This window comes from Acidovorax sp. AC410 (assembly GCF_979253235.1).
Genome location: NZ_CEEDCG010000001.1, coordinates 1080917 through 1105000 on the forward strand (window position 1 = coordinate 1080917; position 24084 = coordinate 1105000).

The window sequence follows — 24084 nt, forward strand, 5'->3', positions numbered from 1 at the left end:
CCTTCGGCATCAATCCAGTTGCGCGCCCGAGGTCCGCACCAGGCGCTCCCAGACCGGCAGATCGGCGGCATAGTTCTGGCGGAACTGCTCGGCCGTGCTGCCCACGGCCAGCATGCCCAGCTGGGCAAAGCGCTTGCTTACTTCGGGCGTGGCCACGGCCTGCTGTGCGGCGTGCTGCAATCGCGCCACCACCGCGGGCGGTGTGGCCTGCGGTACGGCCAGGCCCAGCCAGCCGACCACACGGTACTCGGGGTCGGCAAAGCCGGCCTCGGCAAAGGTGGGCACCGCCGGCAGCATGGGCAGACGCTGGCCGCCCGTGACGGCGATCGCGCGCAGCTTGCCCGCATCCATGTACGGCTTGGCCGATATCGCGCTGCCGATAGTGAAGCTCAGTTGCCCACCCACCAGGTCCTGCAGCATGGGCGCCTCGCCCTTGTAGGCAATGTGGGCGATGGGTGTCTTCCAGCTTGATGCCATGTGCGCGCAGGCCAGGTGCGGGTACGAGCCCCAGGAGCCGCAGTTGCCGCCATCGCCCCTGGACCGCAGGGCACGCTGCAGGTCGGCCACGCTCTGGGCCGGCGAACTGGCGGGCACGAGCAGCAGCAGCGGCGACGTGGCCACCAGCGAGACCAGGCCCAGGTCCTTGCGCGGATCGTAGGGCAGCCTGGCATAGAGAAAGGGATTGGTCAGCAGCGACTGGGTCAAGCCCACCAGCACGGCGTGGCCGTCGGGTGCGGCCTTGGCCACGGTGCTGGTGCCCAGGATGCCGCTGGCGCCGGGCTTGTTGTCGACGATCACCGGCTGGCCCAGCAGGCGCGCCATCTGCTCCGCGAGGGAGCGGGCCACCACGTCGGTGCCGCCGCCCGCCGGGTAGGGCACGACCAGGGTCACGGGCTTGTGGGGGAAATCTGCTGCCGGGGCCTGGGCCAGTGCGGCGGGCGCGGCCACCGCAGCGCTAGCGGCCAGCAGGCCCGCCAGGGCCCCGCGGCGCGGGAAGGAAGGGATGGTCATGGCTTGTCTCCTTGTCTTGTGGGCATGCAGGCCATTCTGGGCAGACCCTAAATGAATATCCAATGCAAAATATGATGTTTCTTTTTAAGTAAAACGCAAAATGCAGCTGCGCCAGCTCCGCCACCTGATCGCCCTGGCCGAACAAGGCAGCTTCGGGCGCGCGGCCGAAGCGGTGCACCTGTCCCAGCCGGCGCTCTCGCGCAGCATCGACAACCTGGAGGAAGCGCTGCAGGCCAGGCTGGTGGACCGGGCCTATGGCCAGGTGCGTTTCACCACGGCGGGCGAGTTGGTGCTGGCACGCGCCAAGGCATTGGTGGCCGATGCCGACCAGATCCCGCGCGACCTGCAGTTGCTGCAGGGCCTGGTAGTGGGGCAACTGAGCGTGGGCCTGGGGCCGTTTGCCGCCGGGATGCTGGGCCGCCCCGTGCTGGCGCAGATGGCCCAGCGCCATCCGCAGCTGTCGATACGCATCGAGGTCGCCGATCCGAATGCGCTGGCCGAACGCCTGCACCGCCGGCAGCTGGACCTGTTCATCGCCGACACGCGCGACCTGCAACAGCAGCCGGGATTGCAACTCAAGCGCCTGCCCAACATCCCGGTGTCATTCTTCGTGCGCGCAGGGCACCCGCTGCTGGCCCTGCAACCCGTGGCGCTGGACCAGGCCATGGACTACCCCGTCGCCGGCCCGAACCTGCCCAGCGGCGTGGCGGCGCACTTCGACGCCCAGGTGCAGCGCAAGGACCGCTCGTTCTTCAGCGTCGTCTGTGACGACCTGGGTACGCTGCAGCACCTGGCACTGACAGCAAACGCGGTGATCCTCGCCCCGGAGCATGCGGCCTTCCACCACGGCGGCGAATCTCTCGAACGCCTGTCGATTCGCGGGCAGGCGCCCATGCAGACGCACTACAGCATCGTGTGGCTCACGCACCGTACCCTGTCGCCGGCCGCCCTGGCCTTCACAGGGCTGGTGCGCGGGATGATGGAACCGGACAGCGGCGCAGGACCGCAGCCCTGATTGCGCCGCCGCGAACCGGCTATTGCGGCGGCGCCTGGGGTGCGCGGTACACCGGCAGCGACTTCACCAGCGCCCGGAACTCGGGCGAATGCCGCAGCACGCTGCCGCCGGCCTCGATCAGGTCCGTGACTTCGTGCTGCTCAATGGAAAACGCGGTGGGGATCTGCAAGAGGCGCGGGCGCGCCACGTCGTCGGGCGAATCGCGCAGGTTGACCGGCACCACATGGATCTCGGCATTCGGTGCGAACACGTCGCCGCCGGCGTGCGGATGGGAGGCCAGGGTCTTGCGCCACTGGTCGGTGATGTCGCGCAGGAACTCCTGCGTCTCGCGCGTGGCGCGCGCGCCGGTTCCGAACAGCAGCGCATCGACCACCTGGAACATGTCGGGCACCTTGTCGCTGGTGTCGATGTTGAACGAAGGGTCGCGCTCGGCATTCACCGTGATCAGCACCAGCTTGCGGATGCTGCCCGCAGGGATACCCACCTCGCTGAAGCTTTCGCGCAGGCCGCCGCCCGCCAGGGCACGGTCGAGCAGGCGCTGCACCCCGAGGTTGTCCGACAGGCCGCCATCGACCAGGTGGATGTAGGGCTTGCGCCTGGCATCCAGGTAGCTCTGCTCATGCGCCCGGTACAGCCGCGTGCGGTAGTCGCCCGCCGTGGCGCGCGCCAGGCTGGCCGGACGCCCCGTACACTGGTCCGCATGGTTCTTGAGCGTCATCGGGCTGAGCAGCAGTGGCACGGCCGACGAGGCCGCCACCGCGAAGGACAGCGGCACGGTGCGCAGGTCCGAGCAGATCAGCGCGAACTGGTCCCAGGTGAACTCGAAGCCCGTGCCCAGCGACATGTCGGTGGCGGTGATGAACAGCTGCGGGTGGCGCGGGCGCCTTTCCACGTCGCCGAAGGTCTTGCCGGCATAGAGCTCGTCGAGCCGGCGCGCCAGCAAGTGGGTGCGGCCGAGCCAGGGCGAAGTCAGGTCCACCAGGTTGCCCGGGCGCAGGGCCTGGGTGATCAGGCTGTTCTGGAAGTTCTGGCGCAGGAACTCGTGCTCGAAGCGCGGCAGTCCATCGATGCCATGCGCCGCATAGTAGGCCGCCACGATGCTGCCGCCCGAGACGCCACTGACCACGTCGGTCGCATCGAGCAGCGTGGTGCGCTGGCCGTTCCATTCGAACACCGTGTTCTGCATCTCGGTGAGCACGCCAAAGCCGAAGGCCGCCGCGCGCGCCCCTCCGCCCGAGAGGGTGACGGCGACCAGGATGCTGGGATCGCGCTGGGACGGGCGCTGCGTGACCGCCTGCTCCTCCAGCGGCATGGGCTCGTTGACCCAGGGCCGTACGGACGAGCACCCGGCCAGCACGACCACCAGCGCGGCCCCCACCCAACGCACCATCGATTGCAGTGTTGTCACAGGCTCCCCTCCCGGCGCGGCAGGAATGCGCGCTCTGCGGGGAGTTTAAGAGAAGGTGGCGCCCTCGCTTGCCTGGCTCAGCAGCCCAGCAAGGCGGGCAGCTCGGCCATGCTGCGAAACACCTGCGACGCACCGGCTGCACGCAGGGCATCGTCGCCAATGCCCAGCGGAGAATAGGCAAACACGGTGGCGCCCGCGGCCACGCCGGCCGTCACGCCGATAGTCGTGTCCTCCACCACGGCGCAACGCGCCGGATCGGCCTGCAGCGCGGCGGCCGCTGCGAGGTACACGTCAGGTGCAGGCTTGGTGTGGGGCACCTCGTGGCCGCTGAAGATGCGCCCCTCGAAGTACGGCATGAGCCCCACTTTCACGAGCTGCATCTCCACCTTGAAGCGGTCGGCCCCCGAGGCACAGGCGATGCGCCCGCCATGGTGGGCATGCACGCGCTCGATGGTGGGGTGGATGTGCGCTATGGCGACCAGGTGCTGGTCCAGCTCGGCATTGCGCCGGGCGTAGAAGCTGGCCATCCATTCATCGGTCAGGGGTTGGCCGGTCTCGGCCTCGATGCGGGCCGTGGCGCTGCGCACCGTCCTGCCGATGAAATAGTCCATGCACTCTTCGTGCGTGATGGCCCAGCCCGCTTCGTTGAGCATGGTGCGCAGCACGCCGTTGGTGATGTGCTCGCTGTCGACGAGCACGCCGTCGCAGTCGAACAGGATGGCTTCAAAGGTCATGGGTCAAGGCTCACAAAAAGAGAAGGATGGCGGTCACTGCTGGTCGCCATCGACATAGAACCAGCGCCCGTCCTCGCGCACGAAGCGGCTGGTCTCGTGCAGGCGCACGGCGCGGCCGCCCACGCGGTAGCGTGCGACGAACTCGACTTCGGCCGTGTCTTCCCCCGTGCTGCGCTGGCTGCGCACCGCCAGGCCCAGCCAGCGGGCGCCGGGGTCGAAGTCAAGGTGCGCGGGCCGGGTGCGCGCATGCCAGGTGGCCTGCAGGTAGTCGGCGCGTTCAAGCACGAAGGCGCTGTAGCGCGAGCGCATGAGGCTTGGCGCATCGGGCGCGGGCGTGGTGTCGAAGTGCTCCACATAACGGCCACAGCAGTCGGCGTAGGCCAGGGGCTTCTGGCGCGCGTTGAGCTGGCCGCAGGGGCAGGCTGTGGTGGATTCAGGGGATGCCATGGGCTTTAGACGGCCATATCAACTATCGGTAGCGTTGCGCGAAACGGGTGCAGCGAAGGCCAGTGCCCCCGTGCAAGGGCCGCCCCGCCACACCGGGGGCGTCCCCCTCCCAGATTGCGCAGCAATATGAGAGAGGGGGAAGGCGCGAAGCGACTCAGGGGGTGTTTCATTTCAGAGCTCCGAACACCTTCTTGGCCAAGGCACTGCCTGCGGCGGCAGGATTCTGGCGGATGGCGCGCTCTTCCTCCCCGATCATGAGGTACAGGCCGTCGAGCGTGCGCCCGGTGACGTACTGCGCCAGGTTGGCGTCCTCGGCCTTGAGCAGGCCGAAGCTCGTCGCCTTGCCGGCAAAGGCGTTGTACTTCTGCGTGAGGCCGACCTTCTCGGTGGCCTGGTTCACCACGGGCAGGAAGCGTTCGCCCAGCGGGGCCCGCGTCTTCTGGGCGAAGAAGGCCGTCACCGAGGTGTCGCCCCCGGTCAAAATGCTGCGGGCGTCGGTCACGGTCATGCCCTGGACGGCCTGCACCAGCAGGTCCTTGCCCAGTGGCACGGCGGCCTCGGCGGCGCGGTTGATGGAAGTGACCAGCTCATCGATGCGCCGCCCCTGGCCCAGCGACTTCAGGAGCTTGGCGGCATCGTCGAGTTGCCCCGGCAGGCCGATGCGCACCCGGGGGTTGCCAAGGAAGCCATCGGGCCGGCCCAGCGAGGCAACAGCCGCCTGCGCCCCCTGGGACAGGGCGGCCTTGAGGCCGCCCGAGGCATCGGCGGCCGACAGGTCCGCCAGCGACAGGGCGTGCGCCCGGCTGGCGATGGCCAGCAGCCAGGCGCCCAGGGCGCCCGCGCTGGCATGGTGGTGGAATTCGCGACGCAGCATGGCGTGGTATCTCTCTCTGGTCAAACACAAGGGACAGCAAGGCCCGATTTTCGCCGACGCGCGCACCCCGTAGACTGGCGCCCATGGATATCCATGTCCGAGGAGTCGAACCATGTGGGAAATGAGCGTGCCCTGGTGGGAGTTTGTGCTGCGCGGGATCCTGGTCTACCTGTTCCTGCTGGTCTTCCTGCGGCTCACGGGCAAGCGCCAGACGGGGCAGTACGCGCCGTTCGACCTGGTGCTGCTGCTGATCCTGTCCAACGCCGTGCAGAACTCGATGAACGCGGGCGACAACTCCCTGGTCGGCGGGCTGATCTCGGCCAGCACGCTCATGGGCTGCCATGTGGTGCTGGCCAACCTGACCTTCCGCTTCGCCTGGCTGGAGCGCCTGATCGACGGCAAACCACGCGTGCTGGTGGACCAGGGCAAGGTCCACACCGAGCTGATGCACAAGGAGCTGCTCTCCACCGACGACCTGGAGGCCGCGCTGCGCGCCAGCGGCTGTCTGCACCTGCACGAGGTGGAGCGCGCCACCATCGAGACCAACGGGCAGATCACCGTGGTGCTGCGCAAGCGCGGCGGCACCGGTTGATTGACGTTGTCAGCGGAGGGTGCAGCACTGGCCGCCGGCCATCGCGGCAGTGACTGCCGGCTCCAGGCTGGCTGCCGTCGGGTGCGTCGCCTGCTGCACGCACATGGCAACCCTACTCCGGTAGGGTTTGCGCCGCCCCCATCTTGCGGAACACTTGGCAGAATTTGCCCTGCCCGCGGGTAACCCACCACCGAATGCCTTCCACGCCCCCCTACGCCATCATCCTGGACGACCACCCCCTGGTGGCACGCGGGGTTGCCGAGTTCCTGCGCTCGCTGCGCCCGGACATGGAAGTGCGGCTGGCGACCGATGCCGCCGACTGTCTGCAGCAGGTGGCCGCGCACGGCGCACCGGCGCTGGCCCTCATCGACTTCTGGCTGGTCGAAGGCGCAGCGCTCGGCCTGATCGCCCAGCTGCGGGCCAGTTGCCCCGGCACGGCCATTGCCGTCATGAGCGGCGATGACGACCCGCTGCTGGGCGAGCGCGCCCGCGCGGGCGGTGCGCACGGTTTCCTGCACAAGCAGGAAAGCCCGGGCACCTTTGCCCAGGCCGTGCATGCGCTGCTGGGCGGCCTGACCTGGTTCGTGCCGGCCGGTCGCGTGCAGCCCGGCGGGCTGCGCAGCCGCGAACTGCCCGTGACCCCGGCCGAACTGGGCCTGTCCACGCGCCAGGGAGAAATCCTCGCCCTGGTACTGCTGGGCCAGCCCAACAAGCGCATCGCGCTGGACCTGGCCCTGTCGGAAAGCACCGTCAAGGAGCATGTCACCGCCATCCTGCAGCGCCTGGGTGCGCGCAACCGCATCGAGGCCATCACCCAGTTGCGCGGGCGCAGGCTGGTGCTGGCCGGGCCTGCGGGCTGATGGCCTCGCCTGCGGCCGCACCACCGGCCGACGGGTCCGACGACGCCCCCATCAGCGTGGAGGGGCGGGCCCGCCTGCTGGAGATGACCTTTGGCCTCCTGCTCACCAGCATCTTCGTGCTGCCGCTGCTGGCATTGACGCTCACACTGTTCTATGCACAGGCGCATGACGCGCGGTGGATGTGGGCATGGTGCTGCTTTTACGTCCTCTTCGCCGGGGTGATGTTCGTGCAGCGCCGCATCCACCTGCGCGACCGCAGGCGCCTGGATGCGGATGCCCTGGTACGCAAGTGGAAGCCCCGGCTCGAGCACTGTGCGCTGCTGCACGGCGCGGGCATCACCGCGCCGATGGCCATCGTGGCTGGCCATGCGAGTTACGACTTCGCCTTGTTGCTGCTGGTGACCAACGCCGCCATCATCGTCGGCAATGCCACACTCCAGACGCCCGTGCTCAGCGTGTTCATGCGCTTGTTCATGGCGGGCTGGAATGCATCGCTGCCCCTCCTGATCTGGTTGTTTCCGGACCATTGGCATTTCATCCTGCCGCTGGCGCTGCTGCACAGCCTGATCATCTACCGCCACGCACACACGACGCACCGCTTCTTCGTGCAGCAGATCCGGCTGGAGGAGCGCGGCGCGCAGATGGCGGCGCGCTACCTGGCGGCGCGTGACGAGGCGCAGGCAGCACTGGAAGAGAAGAACCGCTTTCTGAGCACCGCTGCACACGACCTGCGCCAGCCCGTGCATGCCATGGGCCTGCTGGCCGAAGCCATTGCACGGCGCAACCGCGATGGCAGCCTGGATGCGCCGCTGGCCGACCTGCAGCGCAGCGTGCACTCGGTGAACCTGATGTTCAACTCGCTGCTGGACCTTTCGCGCATCGAAGGCGGCCATGTGGCCGTGCATGCCGGGCCCGTGGCGCTGGATGCGCTCTTCGACGACGTGCTCACGCTCTTTCGCGAGGAGGCGCGCACGCGTGGCCTGCGGCTGCGCGTGCGCCCGCCGGGGCCTCACGCCGCCGTGCAGGCCGACGCGGACCTGCTGCGCCAGTCGGTCGTGAACCTGGTGCACAACGCGCTGCGCTACACCGTGCGCGGCGGCGTGCTGCTCACCGCGCGCCAGCGCCGCGGGGGCTGGCAGATCGAGGTCTGGGACACCGGCGTGGGCGTGGCGCTGCAGGACCAGCTGCGCATCTACTCGCCCTTCTACCGCCCGCAGCATGCCTGGACCGTGGACAACAACGGCCATGGGCTGGGCCTCGCAGTCGTCGCACGTTGCGCCAAGCTCATGGGTGCGGACTATGGGCTGACATCGCGCCTGGGCAGGGGATCGCGGTTCTGGCTGCACCTGCCCCGCGCCACCCCGGTCGAGAGCCACGCCGCTGCGGCACGCTACCGGGGCCTGGCATGGGACACGGGCGAAGGCCGTGGTCGGCCCGACCTGGGTTCGCTGGCAGGCACCTGCCTGGTCATCGACGACGACCCGCAGGTGGCCGCCGCCTGGTCGGCGCTGTTGCAGGCCTGGGGCATCGACGCCCGGTTCGCCAGCTGTGCCAGCGAGGCCTGGGACCTGGTGGACGATGGCTTTCGCCCCCGTGCCATCCTGTGCGACCAGCGCCTGCGCTCGGGCGAGAGCGGCTTCGACATCCTGCGTGCGCTGATGGCGCACTGCCCCGAGGCCTACGGCGCCATGGTCAGCGGCGAACTGCATTCGCCCGAGCTGCAAGAGGCCGAGAACGAGGGCTACCTGGTGCTGCCCAAGCCGCTCGACGTGGTCCGGCTGCATGCCGTGCTGACCCAGTGGCTGGAGCCCCGGTACAGTCGCTGACAAGGCCCATTGCACACGGACATGCCAGAACACCTGCTCGACGCCCATAGGCCCAGCGACGAAGGCCGCCTGCGGCTTCTGACCGCCGCCTTTGCGCGCCTGCGCCTGAGCATGGCCGCCATGCCCGCCATGGGCTTTCTGTTCGGAGGGCTGCTGGCCTGGCTGGGCGGAAACCCCTGGGGCTTTTTCGTCGGGGGCGCGCTGTACCTGCCGGCCCTGTGGTACGCATGGCATCTGCTGCGCCGCTATCGGCGCGAGCAGCTCGAAAGCCCCCCCGCTGAGCTGCTTGCCACCTGGCAGCCCCGGGTGCAGCGGCTGGCACTGGCCCATGGCGTGGCGCTGGCATCGGCCGTGGCATTGCCCATGGGCAGTGCCAGCTATGACTTCATGCTGCTGGTATATGCCGCCCTGATGGGCACGGTAGCCGTCCACGCCGCCCAGATGTCAGCCTCGTGGCAGATCTACCGCGCCTTCTTCTTCGGCATGACCGGCAGCCTCGTGATGATGCCCTGGGCCTTCGAGAGCCACTGGTACTTCACCCTGCCCATCGCCCTGGTGATGATGGCGGTGATCTACCGCAGTGCCATCCACTCGCACCGCTTCTTCGTGCGCCAGGTGGCACTCGAAGAGCACAGCCGGGACCTGGCCGAACGCTACCGCCAGGCCAGCGCCGCAGCGGAGACGGCGCTGGCGGAGAAGAACCGCTTTCTGAGCACCGCCGCGCACGACCTGCGCCAGCCCGTGCATGCGATGGGCCTGCTGGCCGAGGCCATTGCCCTGCATGGCAGGGACATCCCCCGGCTCGAAGGGCTGCTCACGCAGTGGCGGCTCAGCATGCGCTCAGTGAGCCACATGTTCGATGCCCTGCTGGACCTGTCGCGCATCGAGTCGGGCGCCGTGGAACTGCGGCCCGCACCCGTGGCATTGGCCGCTTTGTTCGATGACCTGCAGACCCAGTTCTGCGCAGAAGCCGGAGCCAGGCGCCTGGCCCTGCGCCTGCACCGGCCGCCACACCAGGCCACGGTGCTGGCCGACCCGGCGCTGGTGCGCCAGTCGCTGGCCAACCTGGTGCACAACGCGCTGCGCTACACGCCGCACGGCGGGGTGCTGGTGGGCGCGCGGCGGCGCGGCAGGCACTGGCGCATTGAGGTGTGGGACACCGGGGTCGGGGTGGCCCTGGAGGAGCAGGGCCAGATCTACCAGGCCTTCTACCGCCCGCGGCATGCGTGGGAGATTCACCGCAGCGGCCATGGCCTGGGCCTGGCGGTGGTGGCGCGCTGCGTGGCGCTGATGGGTGCGCGGCAGGGGCTCCAGTCCCAGCTCGGAAAGGGATCGTGCTTCTGGATCGAGCTGCCGGCCACCGATGCGCCGCCGCTGGCCGAGCACTTGGAGCCGATGGGTGCGCAGGGACGCTACGGATTGCTGCAGGGGCGTTGCCTGGTGCTGGACGATGACCCGCACGTGCTCGGCGCCTGGTCGGCCCTGCTCGGCACCTGGGAGGTGGAGGTGCGCCTGGCCTCCAACGCGCGCGAGGCCTTCGCCCACATCGAAGCCGGGTTCGCGCCGCAGGCCATCCTGTGCGACCAGCGGCTGCGCTCGGGCGAAAGCGGCTTCGAGGTGCTGCGGGCCCTGCTGGAGCGATGCCCCGACGCGCACGGCGCCATGGTCAGCGGCGAGTTCGATGCGCCCGAATTGCAGGAGGCCGACGCCCAGGGCTACCTGGTGCTGCGCAAGCCCGTGGATGCCGACACGCTGCATGCCCTGCTGGCGCAGTGGCTGCGGCCCACCGGCGCCTGACGGTGTTGGCTCAGGCCAGTGCCCGCTGGATGATGATCTTCTGCACGTCGCTCGTGCCTTCATAGATCTGGCACACGCGCACGTCGCGGTAGATGCGCTCCACCGGAAAGTCGTTCACCACGCCGTAGCCGCCCAGGGTCTGGATGGCGGCGCTGCAGACCCGCTCGGCCATCTCGCTGGCGAACAGCTTGGCCATGGCCGCCTCCTTGAGGCAAGGGCGGCCCGCATCGCGCAGCGCGGCGGCATGCCAGATGAGCTGGCGCGCGGCCTCGATCTGCGTGGCGCATTCGGCCAGGCGAAAGCCCACGGCCTGGTGGTTGAAGATGGCGGTGCCGAAGCTCTCGCGCTCCTTGGAGTAGGCCAGCGCCGCATCGAAGGCGCTGCGCGCCATGCCCACGCTCTGCGCAGCAATACCGATGCGCCCGCCTTCGAGCGCACCGAGCGCGATCTTGTAGCCCTCTCCCTCGGCGCCAATCAGGTTTTCGGCCGGAATGCGGCAGTTGTCGAAGTTGATCTGCGCCGTGTCGCTGCTGTGCTGGCCCAGCTTGTCTTCGAGCCGTGCCACCACGTAGCCGGGGTTGTCGGTGGGCACGAGGAAGGCGCTCATGCCCTTCTTGCCCGCGCCCTTGTCGGTCACTGCGATGACGATGGCCATCTGGCCGTTCTTGCCGCTGGTGATGAACTGCTTGACGCCGTTGATCACGTATTCATCGCCCTGGCGCACGGCGCTGGTGCGCAGCGCAGAGGCGTCGGACCCCACATGCGGCTCGGTCAGGCAGAAGGCGCCCAGCATGCGGCCCTGGGCCAGCGGCGTGAGCCAGTCCTTTTTTTGCTGCGCATTGCCATAGCGCATGAGGATGGCGTTGACGGGGCAGTTGGTGACGCTGATCGCCGTGCTGGTGCCACCGTCGCCCGCGGCGATTTCTTCGAGCACCAGGGCCAGGGTCACGTAGTCGAGGTTGGCGCCGCCCAGCTCTTCAGGCACGCAGATGCCGTAGGCGCCCAGTGCGGCCAGGCCCTGGTGCGCCTCCTTGGGAAAGTGGTGCTCCTTGTCCCAGCGGGCCGCATGGGGCCACAGCTGTTCTTGGGCAAAATCGCGCACGGCGTCGCGGATCATTTCCTGGTCTTGGGTCAGCAGCATGGTGTCTCCGGAATCTCGTCTTTTGAATGCATGAAAAAAGGGGGAGGGCAGTTGGCTACCAGTGCGCCGCACGCCGGCCATCGTGGTGCAGCAGGCAGCCCCTGTCGGCTGCGGTCACGCCGGCCAGCGTCGTACGCATGCCACTCACGCTGTCCTGCACCGTGAGTGGCGCTTCACCGCCGCCCATCTCGGTCTGCACCCAGCCAGGGTCGATGGTGATGAGGGTGGCGCCCGGGTAGTCGTGCTGGGCCGAGGCCACGGCCATGTTGAGCGCGGCCTTGCTGGTGCGGTACAGCCATGACTCGCTGTCGTCCACGCTGCCGATCTGGGACATGGAGGAGGACACGAAGGCAAACACCCCCTGTGCATCCGCCACCATCGGTGCCACCTGCGGGATGGCCTGCATGGCGCCCAGCACGTTGGTGTGCATGACCGCATCGAAGTCCTGCTGCGTGGGCGGCGTCAGTGCATTGGGCCGCCGCAGCACCCCCGCAACGTACAGCGCCAGGTCGATCTTCTCGCCGTCGAGCAGCCAGGTCAGGCCGCTCACGCTGGCAGGGTTGGCCACGTCCACCGTGAGCACCTGTGCGCCCAGCGCCTGCAGGCGTGCGCGCCCCGCATCGTCGCGCGCGGTGGCGATCACGCGCTCCCCCGCTTCGGTGTACTGGCGCACCAGCTCCAGGCCGATGCCGCGCGATGCGCCAATGACGAGTATGGTAGCCATGGGAAGTTGTCCTTGTCGGGTCAAGAATCGGTCAGTGGACGGCGAACTCGAAGTAGCCGGACCACGCAGGATCGAAGGTGGTCGAGAGCTCCAGCGATGCGGCCTCGTCGCGCAGCAGCAGCGGCGCCAGGGTCTGCTTGGCCAGTTGCTCGTCGCCCACGTAGTACACGGCCTTGCGGCGCCCGTTGCGGCTCATGGTGTAGGCCAGGATGCCCAGTTGCGGCAGCTCGAGCAGCGTGGCCGCCTGGTCGTGCAGGTCCTGCACGGCTTCGAGTTCGCCGCGGTCGCCCACGGCCAGGTCCAGGGTGAGGGCATAGGCCAGATCGGCGCGCATGGCGACGGGGTTGGCGCTGCGGTTGACCATGACGATGGCCGTGTCCTGCGACTCGCCAGCCTCCTGGTCGTCCGACCCAGCAAAGGCCAGGGTCAGGCCCTCCCACTCATGCTCGCCCACGGGGAAGTCGCCGGTGCGCCCCAGGGTCTCGCTCCAGTAGCGATCGAACACGGGGGGCAGCAGGCTGAGCGGGGTCCACTCGGCATCCGGGTCCGCAGACTCATCCACGAAGTCCACGGCACCGACCTTCACGGCAAAGTCGTACTCGCCCAGCACGTGGTCGATCATGATGAAGGCCATGTTGCGCGCGTGGTCCTGGAAGTCCTGCGGGATTTCGCGGCCAAAACGGATCTCGAGCGCGGCCTGCCCGTCGTCCTGGCTGCAGGTGATCAGCACCTCGGAGGTGGACAGCTCGAAGCTGTCCATGCCGATGGGAAAGTCCGGCTGCTGCGTGCGCTCGCGGAACGCCCGCAGGGCGTGGTGCTGCAGCCTGGGCGCGGCGGCCACCACCTGCATCAGCAGGGGAAAGCGGTCGATGCTGCCGTGGGCTGTGACGATCAGGTCCACCACCGCATCCTGGTCGCCACCGGACATCTCCAGCGCCAGGCCTTCCAGGTGACGCTCCAGCAGTGCATTGCCCTCCTCGACCCGTTCGCGCAGCGGCATCGCGTGCAAGGCCCCCTCGGAGTCGGCGAACTCGCGCCAGAAGGCGGTGATGGCGGCGGTGCTGGATTCCATGGCAGCGTGCTCCGGGGCGGAGGATGGTGGTGGTGAAGTCGCTATTGTTGGCTGAATGTGGTGGGCCGCAATCAGACCAGTTCCAGCGCCATGGCCGTGGCCTCGCCGCCGCCGATGCACAGCGTGGCCAGGCCCTTGGTGAGGCCCCGGGCCTTGAGCGCATGGATCAGCGTGACCATGATGCGCGCGCCGCTGGCGCCGATGGGGTGGCCCAGGGCGCAGGCGCCGCCGTTCACGTTGACCTTGTTGTGCGGCAGGTCGAGTTCCTTCATCAGCGCCATGGGCACCACGGCGAAGGCTTCGTTGATCTCCCACAGCTGCACATCGCCCACAGCCCAGCCGGCCTTGGCCAGCGCCTTCTGGGTGGCGCCCAGGGGGGCAGTGGCGAACCACTCGGGCTCCTGCGCATGCGTGGCATGGCTCACGACGCGGGCGATGGGCTTGCAGCCGAGCTTCTTCGCGGTGGATTCGCGCATCATCACCAGCGCGGCGGCACCGTCGTTGATGCTGGAGCTCGACGCGGCGGTGATGGTGCCGTCCTTCTTGAAGGCGGGTTTCAGGCCGGCGATCTTCTCGAGCTTGACCTTGCCCGGGCCTTCGTCGACCGACACCACGGTCTCGCCCGCACGGGTCTTGACGGTGACGGGCACGATCTCGGCTGCGAACGCGCCGGACTCGGTGGCGGCCTTGGCGCGCTGCACACTGGCGGTGGCGAATGCGTCCTGCTGCTCGCGCGTGAACTGGTACTTGGCAGCGCAGTCTTCGCCAAAGGTGCCCATGGAGCGGCCGGCCTCGTAGGCATCTTCCAGGCCGTCGAGCATCATGTGGTCGAAGATGCGGTCATGGCCCAGGCGGTAGCCGCCGCGGCCCTTTTGCAGCAGGTAGGGGGCGTTGGTCATGCTCTCCATGCCGCCGGCCACCATCACGTCATGCGTGCCGGCCAGCAGCATGTCGTGCGCCATCATGGCGGCCTTCATGCCCGAGCCGCACATCTTGGACAAGGTGACCGCACCCGCGCCCTTGGGCAGGCCGCCCTTGAAAGCCGCCTGGCGCGCGGGCGCCTGGCCCTGGCCGGCCATCAGGCAGTTGCCGAACAGCACCTCGCCCACGGCGTCGGGCGAGACACCGGCGCGCTCCATGGCGGCCTTGATGGCGGCGCCGCCCAGGTCATGGGCCGACAGGCTGGAAAAGTCGCCCTGCAGCGAGCCCATGGGGGTGCGTGCGGCGCCGACGATGACGATGGGATCCTGGTTCATGGTGTTGTCTCCTGAAAGGTGGGGGGTGAATCGCTAGGGTTGCGGTGGGATGCCAGGGGGTGCAGGGACTGGCCCGTCAGTCCCGCGGGGCGCCCGTGAAGCGGCGGTCCGTGTCGTAGGGAAACACGTCGTACACATGGCCCGCCTGGATGCGTTCCTTGTGCGACTGCCAGAACGCGGCGTCCAGCAGGTCGGCGTGGTGCTGCATGAACACAGCGCGCACGGCATCGTTGCCCAGCAGGAAGGGGCCGAAGGTCTCGGGGAACACGTCGCGCGGGCCCACGGCGTACCAGACCTCGCCGCTCATCTCTTCTTCCTCGTTGCGCGGCGTGGGTACACGGCGAAAGTTGCAGTCGGTGAGGTATTCGATCTCGTCGTAGTCGTAGAACACGACCTTGCCGTTGCGCGTGACGCCGAAGTTCTTCCACAGCATGTCGCCGGGGAAGATGTTGGCGGCCACCAGGTCCTTGATGGCGTTGCCGTACTCGATGACGCTGTGTTCCATCTGCTGGCGCGCGCGGTTGTCCGAAAGGCCGGTGTCGAAGGCCTCCTGCAGGTAGATGTTGAGCGGGATCATGCGCCGCTCGATGTACAGGTGCTTGATGATGACCTCGGTCTGGCCATCGCCATCGCGGTCGCTGATTTCGAGCTGGCTCTCCGCGAACTTCTGGATCTCGGCAATCAGCTCGTCGTCGAAGCGGTCGCGCGGAAAGGCCACCTCGCTGTATTCGAGCGTATCGGCCATGCGCCCCACGCGGTCGTGCTGCTTGACCAGCAGGTACTTGGCCTTGATCTGCTCGCGCGTGGTCTCCTTCTGGTGCGGGAAGAAGTCCTTGATGAGCTTGAACACGAAAGGGAAGGACGGCAGGTCGAACACCAGCATGACCATGCCCTTGATGCCGGGCGCGATGCGAAAGCGGTCGCTCGAGTGCTTGAGGTGGTAGAGGAAGTCGCGGTAGAACAGCGTCTTGCCCTGCTTGGCCAGGCCCAGGGCGTTGTAGATCTCGGCACGCGGCTTGCGCGGCATGAGGCTGCGCAGGAACTGCACGTAGGCGCTCGGGATTTCCATGTCCACCATGAAGTAGGCGCGCGCAAAGCTGAACAGCATCTGCAGATCGTCCTCGCCGAACAGGGCCGCGTCGATGGTGAGCCGGCCGTCGCCGTCGTGCAGGATGGGCAGGGCGAACGGTACTTCGTTGAAGCCGTTGATGATCTTGCCCACCACGTAAGCGCCCTTGTTGCGAAAGAACAGGCTGGCCAGCACCTGGATCTGGAAGTTCGCGCGCAGGCGCACCTTGTCCAGGCGGCTTTGCATGGCGCGCAGCACATGGCCGGTATCGCGCGGCAGGTCGGCGAATTCGCCCTGCAGCTGGAAGTTGTCGATGATGCGGGTGAGCGTGCCGTGCAGGCTCTCGCGCGAGGGGTAGTAGGCGCGGTAGGTGGGCCGGGCGGCCGGCTCTTCGTTTTCGATGTACTCGGTGCTGACCGCGGGCCGCACGAAGATGAAGTCGTTGTGGAAGTGCGTGCGGTGCAGGATCTTGCAGGTCACCGAGTTGAAGAAGGTCTCGGCCAGTTCGGGCTGGTGGTGGTTGACCAAGAGGCCGATGTAGTGCAGCTTGACCTGGTGCCAGACGTCCATGGGCTGGGTGCCGGCGTCGTATTCCTTCTCCAGCCGGCGCACGCATTCCTTGACGCGCAGGTCGTAGAACTCGATGCGCTCGCGCTGGGCGCGCTGCTGGCCATGCCAGTCGGCGGTTTCGAAGCGGTGCTTGGCCCGCGCGGACTCGGTGCGGAACAGGCGGTAATGGCGGTTGAAGCCGTCCATCATCGCCTTGGCGATGTCGTACGCCTGGGGCGCGTCGAGTCGTTGCGGGAACATGGGCTTGTGCCTACCGATCCTGCAGGGGGCCTGTGGGCTCAGCCCCGCCGGGTGGCGGCCACGCCGGCAATGGCGGCCTTGTAGAGCGAGTCGAGGCCCTCGGTACCGGCAATGGTCATGTGCAGGTCGTTGATGAGCCCGTCTTTGAGGCCGTAGCACCAGCCGTGCAGGGTGACCTTGTCGCCGCGGCCCCAGGCGTCGAGCATCACCGTGGTCTGCGCGATGTTGACCACCTGCTCGATGGCGTTGAGCTCGCACAGCACATCGTGGCGCCACTCGGGTGCGGTGGCGGCGATCAGCTCACGGTGGCGGTCGCGCACGTCCTGCACATGGCGGATCCAGTTGTCGGCCAGGCCCACGCGCGTGCCCTCCAGCGCGGCCAGCACGCCGCCGCAGCCGTAGTGGCCCACGACCATGAGGTGCTCGATGTGCAACTGGTCCACCGCGTACTGGATGGTGGACAGGCAGTTGAGGTCGGTGGGCACCACCACGTTGGCCACGTTGCGGTGTACGAACACTTCGCCCGGCTCCAGCCCGGTGATCTGGTTGGCGGGCACGCGGCTGTCGGAGCAGCCGATCCACATGTACTTGGGCTTTTGTTGCGCCAGCAGGCCGGTGAAGAAGCCAGGGCGTTCACGCTCCATCTGGGCCGCCCAGGCGCGGTTGTGGACAAACAGGTCTTCGATGGATGTGGGCATGTGGTCTCAGCTCTCAAAATAGGTGGAATCGGCCCGCAGGTTCAGCAGGTCTCGGCAAACAGCTCCCGGCCAATCAGCATGCGGCGGATTTCGCTCGTTCCCGCACCGATCTCGTACAGCTTGGCATCACGCCACAGGCGCCCCAGGGGGTACTCGTTGATGTAACCGTTGCCGCCGAAGATCTGCACGCCCTCGCCCGCCATCCAGGTGGCCTTCTCGGCACACCAGAGAATGACGCTGGCGCAGTCCTTGCGAACCTGGCGCACATGGTCGGTTCCCAGCATGTCCAGGTTCTTGGCCACGGTGTAGGCAAACGAGCGCCCCGCCTGGAGCACGGTGTACATGTCGGCCACCTTGCCCTGGATGAGCTGGAATTCGCCGATGCTCTGGCCGAACTGCTTGCGGTCGTGAATGTAAGGGATGACGTTGTCCATCACCGACTGCATGATCCCCAGGGGGCCTCCGGTCAATACCGCGCGCTCGTAGTCCAGCCCGCTCATGAGCACCTTGGCGCCCTGGTTCAGGCCACCCAGGATCTGCGAGGCGGGCACTTCGACGTTGTTGAACACCAGCTCGCCCGTGTGGCTGCCGCGCATGCCCAGCTTGTCGAGCTTTTGCGCCACGCTGAAGCCGGGCATGCCCTTTTCGATCAGGAAGGCCGTGACGCCGCGTGCGCCCAGCTCGGGCTCGGTCTTGGCATAGACCACCAGGGTGTCGGCGTCGGGGCCGTTGGTGATCCACATCTTGCTGCCGTTGAGCAGGTAGTAGCCGCCCTTGTCCTCGGCCTTGAGCTTCATGCTGATCACGTCGGAGCCGGCGCCCGGCTCGCTCATGGCCAGCGCACCCACATGCTCACCACTGATCAGCTTGGGCAGGTACTTGGCCTTTTGCGCTTCGCTGCCGTTGCGGTTGATCTGGTTCACGCACAGGTTGCTGTGCGCGCCGTAGGACAGGCCCACGGAGGCGCTGGCACGCGAGATTTCCTCCATGGCCACCATGTGCGCCAGGTAGCCCATGGCGGCGCCGCCGTACTGCTCGGGTACGGTGATGCCCAGCACCCCGAGCTCGCCCATCTTGCGCCACAGGTCCATGGGGAACTGGTCGTTGTGGTCGATCTCGGCGGCACGCGGCGCGATCTCGGCCTGGGCGAAGTCGCGCACGGCGTCGCGCAGGGCGTCGATGTCTTCGCCCAGTTGGAAGTTCAGGCCGGGCAGGTTGGCAGGGATGCTCATGGTTTGTCTCCTCGTAGGAAGTAATGCGGATTCGGGGTACGAACGTCTCAGTTACGGATGTTGTCGCGGCCGGTCACGGCCATCAGTGTGCAGCCCATGGTGGCCACCAGCTTGTCGCCCTGGGCGCCCAGGGCATAGGCACGCCCCTCGGTCACGGTAATGGTGCGGCCGGGCTTGAGCACCCGGCCTTCCATGCGAAAGCGCTCGCCCTGGGCGGGGGCCAGCAGGTTGACCTTGAATTCGATGGTGAGCACTGACGCATCGTCGCCCATCAAAGTGAACCCCGCATAGCCGCAGGCGGAATCGAGCGCTGTGGCGACCATGCCGGCATGCAGGAAACCATGCTGCTGCGTGAGGCTGACAGCCCAATCAAACTCGATGTCCACCGCACCCGGCTCGATGCGGGCCAGGCGCGCACCCAGCGTCTGCATGGCGCCCTGCAACGCAAAACTGTCTCTCACGCGGTCCGCATAGCGCGGACTTCTCACCTCGAAAGCTGGGCTGGTCACGGCAGGTTCCTGGAAGGAAATTTGATTGACGTTTACGTAAACGTCAATTATGGCTTATTTTTGCTGTTCTACCTTGTCGAGCAGTGCCCGGGCCTCCTGCTCGTGCTCTTCCACCTCTTCCAGGTTGGCCTGAAGGTCCGCCAACTGCTCCTCCAACTGCTTGCGGTGCACGCCCAGCACCTCGAGGAATTTGCGCAGTTGCGCGCCCGTGTCGCGCGGACTGTCGTAGAGATCGATGATCTCCTTGGCCTCGGTCAGCGACAGGCCCAGGCGCTTGGCGCGCAGGGTCAGTCGCAGCCGCGTGCGGTCGCGCGCGCTGTACATGCGGTTGCGCCCGGCCGGGCCGGTGCGCTCGGGTTGCAGCAGCCCCATGTCTTCGTAGAAGCGCATGGCGCGCGTCGTGAGGTCGAACTCTTTGGCGAGGTCACTGATGGTGTAGGAGGTGGCCATGGGGTGCAGGGGAATGCAGGTTTCGCACTGGCGACAGTCGCTTCGCGAACCGTCCCTACAATGCAGTGAATCTGACGTTTACGTTAACGTCAATGCTAACCCAAGCAGGCACCGCATGAACCCCCTCGAACACCAAATCACCTACCCGATGGGCGACACCCTTCCAGAGCCGGGGGTGGCGATGGACGTGGCCCCAGGGGTGCGCTGGATCCGCATGGGCCTGCCGTTTGCGCTGGACCACATCAATCTGTGGCTGCTGCGCGACCGCCAGCGCGTGGGCAACACCCTGGTGGACGGCTGGACGGTGGTGGACTGCTGCATCGACAACCCGCTTACGCGCGCGCAGTGGGAGGGCGTGTTCGCCTCCAGCCTGGACGGCCTGCCCGTGCTGCGCGTGATCGTGACGCACATGCACCCCGACCACATCGGCCTGGCGCACTGGCTGTGCGCACGCTGGGATGCGCGCCTGTGGATCAGCGCCACCGACTACTATGCCGCGCGCGCGGCCATCAGCAGCCGCGACGGCTTCAGCGGTGAAGCCGGGGCCGACTTCTACCTCTCGCACGGTGCGCGCGACGAAGCGTTCCTCAGCCATGTGCAGGGGCGCGGCTCCTACTACCACTCGCTGGTGCCGGACCTGCCCACCACCTACCGGCGCATGATGGATGGCGATGCCATCGAGATCGGCGGGCGCAGATGGAACTGCATCAGCGGCTACGGCCATGCGCCGGAGCACATCGCCCTGCACTGCCCCGAACTGTCGGTCCTGATCAGCGGCGACATGGTGCTGCCACGCATCTCCACCAACGTGAGCGTACACGCGGGCGAGCCCGAAGCCGATCCGCTGCGGCTGTTCCTCAGCTCGATCACGCGCTATCTGGAGCTGCCGGCCGGGACGATGACGCTTCCCTCCCACGGCAAGCCCTTCACGGGCCTGCATGTGCGGGTCGCGCAGTTGCAGGATCACCACCGGGAGCGCCTGCAGGAGATCATCGACGCCAGCCGCACAGCGCCCCTGTCGGCCACCGATGTGCTGCCGGTGATGTTCAAGCGCCCCCTGGATGCGCACCAGATGACTTTCGCTCTCGGCGAGGCGCTGGCCCACCTGCATCTGCTGTGGCTCGATGGACGCCTGGACCGCTGCATGGACAGCGCGGGCGTGTATCGCTTCGCGCCAGTGCAGGCGCCGGCCGCTGAATTCCACGAGGCCACGGCGAGCCTCGTCGATTGAGGGATTCCTGCTTCTCCCCGGTCATGCAGCCATCTGCAGACAACTGACGCGTTCAAAGCGGCAATTGCGGCCAATCGCCAGCCGAGTCACGGGCATGGCGGCCCATTGACTCAAGCGTCCTGCTGCCGCTGTTGCTCTTCGATCTGTGTGCGCAGGCGATCTTCCTGGGCCCGCAGCTCCGGGGTGAACTCCGTGCCGAAGTCCTCGGCCTCGAAGACCTGGCGGATCTCGACCTCTGATTCGCCCAGCATCGGATTGGGGCAGCGCTTGACCCAGTCGATGGCCTCTTGCAGCGACGCGCACTTCCAGATCCAGAAGCCGGCAATCAGCTCTTTGGTCTCGGCGAAAGGCCCGTCGATCACTTGCCGTGCTTTGCCCGAGAAGCGCACGCGTGCCCCCTTGGAACTCGGGTGCAATCCCTCACCCGCTTGCATCACGCCCGCCTTGACCAGTTCCTCGTTGAACTGGCCCATCTCGGCCAGCAATGTCTCGCTGGGCATCACGCCGGCCTCGCTGTTGGCATCGGCCTTGATCAGTACCATGAATCGCATCGCCATCTCCTTGGGGTGTTTGTGGAAGTGTCAGAGCTGCAGGCTCTGTCGATACGACGAGCCAGGGGCTTTGATTTCGACAAGGAATCACACAGATTGTGTGCCCAAAGCAGTTGCATGCGCAGGCGGCTGCGGAAGTGGCCTTTGCGTGTGGCCTCTGGCGGGCCTGGCTGCATTTTCGCATCCCCAAACGCAAAACCCCCCAGTCCTTTGGGGACTGAGGGGATTTGGGGCTGTAAGAGCCTGACGATGACCTACTTTCACACGGGAACCCGCACTATCATCGGCGCAAAGTCGTTTCACTGTCCTGTTCGGGATGGGAAGGAGTGGTACCAACTTGCTATGGTCATCAGGCATAACTGGGTGTCGCGCTGCTCTGGGAGCAACACAACGAATTCATAGAGTGGAATCAGATTTTATGTGTTTTGACTGCGTCAACTTGGCATAACAATCTTCGAAGCACATTACGCGCTATCAAAGTTATAGGGTCAAGCCTCACGAGCAATTAGTATCAGTTAGCTTAACGCATTACTGCGCTTCCACACCTGACCTATCAACGTCCTGGTCTTGAACGACTCTTTAGGGGGCTCAAGGCCCCGGCAGATCTCATCTTGAAACGAGTTTCCCGCTTAGATGCTTTCAGCGGTTATCTCTTCCACACTTAGCTACTCGGCAATGCCACTGGCGTGACAACCGATACACCAGAGGTGTGTCCACTCCGGTCCTCTCGTACTAGGAGCAGGCTTCCTCAAATCTGCAGCGCCCACGGAAGATAGGGACCAAACTGTCTCACGACGTTTTAAACCCAGCTCACGTACCTCTTTAAATGGCGAACAGCCATACCCTTGGGACCGGCTACAGCCCCAGGATGAGATGAGCCGACATCGAGGTGCCAAACACCGCCGTCGATATGAACTCTTGGGCGGTATCAGCCTGTTATCCCCAGAGTACCTTTTATCCGTTGAGCGATGGCCCTTCCATACAGAACCACCGGATCACTATGTCCTGCTTTCGCATCTGCTCGACTTGTCAGTCTCGCAGTTAAGCACGCTTATGCCATTGCACTATCGTCACGATGTCCGACCGTAACTAGCGTACCTTCGAACTCCTCCGTTACGCTTTGGGAGGAGACCGCCCCAGTCAAACTGCCTACCATGCACTGTCCCCGATCCAGATAATGGACCTAGGTTAGAACCTCAAACACACCAGGGTGGTATTTCAACGTTGGCTCCATGACATCTAGCGACATCACTTCAAAGCCTCCCACCTATCCTACACAGATCTGTTCAAAGTCCAATACAAAGCTACAGTAAAGGTTCATGGGGTCTTTCCGTCTTTCCGCGGGGAGATTGCATCATCACAAACATTTCAACTTCGCTGAGTCTCAGGAGGAGACAGTGTGGCCATCGTTACGCCATTCGTGCAGGTCGGAACTTACCCGACAAGGAATTTCGCTACCTTAGGACCGTTATAGTTACGGCCGCCGTTTACTGGGACTTCAATCAAGAGCTTGCACCCCATCATTTAATCTTCCAGCACCGGGCAGGCGTCACACCCTATACGTCCACTTTCGTGTTTGCAGAGTGCTGTGTTTTTATTAAACAGTCGCAGCCACCGATTTTTTGCAACCCCGTTGGGCTCCCTCTGTTCGAGTTCACCTACTTGGGGCATACCTTCTCCCGAAGTTACGGTATCAATTTGCCGAGTTCCTTCTCCTGAGTTCTCTCAAGCGCCTTAGAATACTCATCTCGCGCACCAGTGTCGGTTTGCGGTACGGTCGTCAATAGCTGAAGCTTAGTGGCTTTTCCTGGAAGCAGGGTATCACTCACTTCGTCTGCAAGCAGACTCGTTATCACCCCTCATCTAAGCCCGGCGGATTTGCCTACCAGGCACGACTACAGGCTTGAACCAACATATCCAACAGTTGGCTGAGCTAACCTTCTCCGTCCCCACATCGCACTATTGATCGGTACAGGAATATTGACCTGTTTCCCATCAGCTACGCATCTCTGCCTCGCCTTAGGGGCCGACTCACTCTACGCCGATGAACGTTGCGTAGAAAACCTTGCGCTTACGGCGAGGGGGCTTTTCACCCCCTTTAACGCTACTCATGTCAGCATTCGCACTTCTGATACCTCCAGCATCCGTTACCAGACACCTTCACAGGCCTACAGAACGCTCTCCTACCACGTGCAATAAATTGCACATCCGCAGCTTCGGTAACTGGCTTAGCCCCGTTACATCTTCCGCGCAGGACGACTCGATCAGTGAGCTATTACGCTTTCTTTAAATGATGGCTGCTTCTAAGCCAACATCCTGACTGTTTTAGCCTTCCCACTTCGTTTCCCACTTAGCCAATTTTAGGGACCTTAGCTGGCGGTCTGGGTTGTTTCCCTCTTGAGTCCGGACGTTAGCACCCGGTGCTCTGTCTCCCAAGCTGTACTCGTCGGTATTCGGAGTTTGCATAGGTTTGGTAAGTCGCCATGACCCCCTAGCCTAAACAGTGCTCTACCCCCGACGGTAATACTTGAGGCACTACCTAAATAGTTTTCGGAGAGAACCAGCTATTTCCAAGTTTGTTTAGCCTTTCACCCCTATCCACAGCTCATCCGCTAGTTTTGCAACACTAGTCGGTTCGGACCTCCAGTACCTGTTACGGCACCTTCATCCTGGCCATGGATAGATCACTTGGTTTCGGGTCTACACCCAGCGACTGATTCGCCCTATTCGGACTCGATTTCTCTACGGCTTCCCTATTCGGTTAACCTTGCCACTGA

At 65.6% G+C, this 24084-nt stretch carries 21 protein-coding genes and 2 rRNA genes (1 of these 23 running past the window's edge); 6 read left to right on the forward strand and 17 right to left on the reverse strand.

Annotation, left to right across the window (positions count from 1 at the left end; all coding sequences use genetic code 11):
- Positions 1–9: 9 nt before the first annotated feature.
- Positions 10–1011, reverse strand: a complete 1002-nt coding sequence (locus AC0IZS_RS04940; RefSeq protein WP_471634629.1) for a Bug family tripartite tricarboxylate transporter substrate binding protein — start codon at positions 1009–1011, stop codon at positions 10–12.
- A 100-nt stretch (positions 1012–1111) separates the two neighbouring features.
- Here AC0IZS_RS04940 and AC0IZS_RS04945 point away from each other — a divergent pair, with 100 nt between their 5' ends.
- The gene (locus tag AC0IZS_RS04945) at positions 1112–2026 is read left to right on the forward strand and encodes a LysR family transcriptional regulator (RefSeq protein ID WP_471634630.1); all 915 of its coding nucleotides are present in this window, start codon (positions 1112–1114) and stop codon (positions 2024–2026) included.
- A 19-nt stretch (positions 2027–2045) separates the two neighbouring features.
- Here the strand turns inward: AC0IZS_RS04945 and AC0IZS_RS04950 are convergent, their stop codons facing one another.
- From AC0IZS_RS04950 to AC0IZS_RS04965, 4 genes are all read right to left on the reverse strand, one after another.
- Positions 2046–3434: a patatin-like phospholipase family protein gene (locus tag AC0IZS_RS04950; RefSeq protein ID WP_471634631.1), complete on the reverse strand. Its 1389-nt coding sequence runs from the start codon at positions 3432–3434 to the stop codon at positions 2046–2048.
- Between the two features lie 77 nt (positions 3435–3511).
- Positions 3512–4168 (reverse strand): HAD family hydrolase, encoded by a 657-nt coding sequence (locus AC0IZS_RS04955; protein WP_471634632.1) that lies wholly within the window; start codon positions 4166–4168, stop codon positions 3512–3514.
- 33 nt (positions 4169–4201) lie between these two features.
- Positions 4202–4615 carry a YchJ family protein gene (locus tag AC0IZS_RS04960; protein ID WP_471634633.1) on the reverse strand — a complete coding sequence of 138 codons (414 nt, stop codon included), beginning with the start codon at positions 4613–4615 and terminating at the stop codon, positions 4202–4204.
- 166 nt (positions 4616–4781) lie between these two features.
- The gene (locus AC0IZS_RS04965; protein WP_471634634.1) at positions 4782–5489 is read right to left on the reverse strand and encodes a DUF4197 domain-containing protein; all 708 of its coding nucleotides are present in this window, start codon (positions 5487–5489) and stop codon (positions 4782–4784) included.
- A gap of 112 nt (positions 5490–5601) precedes the next feature.
- On the opposite strand from AC0IZS_RS04965, the gene AC0IZS_RS04970 reads away from it, so the two are divergent.
- The 4 genes from AC0IZS_RS04970 (at position 5602) to AC0IZS_RS04985 (ending at position 10564) form a co-directional block, all read left to right on the forward strand.
- Positions 5602–6081 carry a DUF421 domain-containing protein gene (locus AC0IZS_RS04970; protein ID WP_471634635.1) on the forward strand — a complete coding sequence of 160 codons (480 nt, stop codon included), beginning with the start codon at positions 5602–5604 and terminating at the stop codon, positions 6079–6081.
- A gap of 194 nt (positions 6082–6275) precedes the next feature.
- Complete coding sequence (locus AC0IZS_RS04975) at positions 6276–6941, forward strand: LuxR C-terminal-related transcriptional regulator (RefSeq protein WP_471634636.1); 666 nt, start codon at positions 6276–6278, stop codon at positions 6939–6941.
- Complete coding sequence (locus tag AC0IZS_RS04980; protein ID WP_471634637.1) at positions 6941–8767, forward strand: sensor histidine kinase; 1827 nt, start codon at positions 6941–6943, stop codon at positions 8765–8767. Before AC0IZS_RS04975 ends, AC0IZS_RS04980 begins: the two co-directional genes overlap by 1 nt.
- Before the next feature lie 21 nt (positions 8768–8788).
- Positions 8789–10564 (forward strand): ATP-binding protein, encoded by a 1776-nt coding sequence (locus tag AC0IZS_RS04985; RefSeq protein ID WP_471634638.1) that lies wholly within the window; start codon positions 8789–8791, stop codon positions 10562–10564.
- Positions 10565–10574: 10 nt separating this feature from the next.
- Here AC0IZS_RS04985 and AC0IZS_RS04990 read toward each other — a convergent pair whose 3' ends face one another.
- The 9 genes from AC0IZS_RS04990 to AC0IZS_RS05030 form a co-directional block, all read right to left on the reverse strand.
- Entirely contained in the window at positions 10575–11705 is a 1131-nt protein-coding gene (locus AC0IZS_RS04990) for an acyl-CoA dehydrogenase family protein (RefSeq protein ID WP_471634639.1), read from the reverse strand.
- Between the two features lie 55 nt (positions 11706–11760).
- Positions 11761–12429, reverse strand: coding sequence for an SDR family oxidoreductase (locus tag AC0IZS_RS04995; RefSeq protein WP_471634640.1), 669 nt, complete (start codon positions 12427–12429; stop codon positions 11761–11763).
- A gap of 31 nt (positions 12430–12460) precedes the next feature.
- A complete protein-coding gene (locus AC0IZS_RS05000; protein WP_471634641.1) occupies positions 12461–13501 on the reverse strand; it encodes a DUF695 domain-containing protein in 1041 nt (346 codons plus the stop codon).
- Between the two features lie 71 nt (positions 13502–13572).
- A complete protein-coding gene (locus tag AC0IZS_RS05005; RefSeq protein WP_471634642.1) occupies positions 13573–14757 on the reverse strand; it encodes an acetyl-CoA C-acyltransferase in 1185 nt (394 codons plus the stop codon).
- 76 nt (positions 14758–14833) lie between these two features.
- Positions 14834–16636 (reverse strand): bifunctional isocitrate dehydrogenase kinase/phosphatase, encoded by a 1803-nt coding sequence (gene aceK / locus AC0IZS_RS05010; RefSeq protein ID WP_471634643.1) that lies wholly within the window; start codon positions 16634–16636, stop codon positions 14834–14836.
- A gap of 38 nt (positions 16637–16674) precedes the next feature.
- On the reverse strand, positions 16675–17334 hold the full coding sequence (gene can, locus AC0IZS_RS05015) for a carbonate dehydratase (protein ID WP_471634644.1): 660 nt from the start codon (positions 17332–17334) through the stop codon (positions 16675–16677).
- A 41-nt stretch (positions 17335–17375) separates the two neighbouring features.
- Positions 17376–18566, reverse strand: coding sequence for an isovaleryl-CoA dehydrogenase (locus AC0IZS_RS05020; RefSeq protein WP_305742312.1), 1191 nt, complete (start codon positions 18564–18566; stop codon positions 17376–17378).
- 47 nt (positions 18567–18613) lie between these two features.
- Positions 18614–19075: a PaaI family thioesterase gene (locus AC0IZS_RS05025; protein WP_471634645.1), complete on the reverse strand. Its 462-nt coding sequence runs from the start codon at positions 19073–19075 to the stop codon at positions 18614–18616.
- A gap of 54 nt (positions 19076–19129) precedes the next feature.
- Positions 19130–19525, reverse strand: a complete 396-nt coding sequence (locus AC0IZS_RS05030) for a MerR family transcriptional regulator (RefSeq protein WP_179683315.1) — start codon at positions 19523–19525, stop codon at positions 19130–19132.
- Positions 19526–19640: 115 nt separating this feature from the next.
- On the opposite strand from AC0IZS_RS05030, the gene AC0IZS_RS05035 reads away from it, so the two are divergent.
- Positions 19641–20756 (forward strand): MBL fold metallo-hydrolase, encoded by a 1116-nt coding sequence (locus AC0IZS_RS05035; RefSeq protein ID WP_471634646.1) that lies wholly within the window; start codon positions 19641–19643, stop codon positions 20754–20756.
- A 110-nt stretch (positions 20757–20866) separates the two neighbouring features.
- Here AC0IZS_RS05035 and AC0IZS_RS05040 read toward each other — a convergent pair whose 3' ends face one another.
- From AC0IZS_RS05040 to AC0IZS_RS05050, 3 genes are all read right to left on the reverse strand, one after another.
- Positions 20867–21307, reverse strand: a complete 441-nt coding sequence (locus tag AC0IZS_RS05040) for a YciI family protein (protein WP_471634647.1) — start codon at positions 21305–21307, stop codon at positions 20867–20869.
- Between the two features lie 241 nt (positions 21308–21548).
- Positions 21549–21661, reverse strand: a 5S ribosomal RNA gene (gene rrf, locus AC0IZS_RS05045).
- A 130-nt stretch (positions 21662–21791) separates the two neighbouring features.
- Positions 21792–24084 (reverse strand): 23S ribosomal RNA (locus AC0IZS_RS05050); it runs 586 nt beyond the window's last position.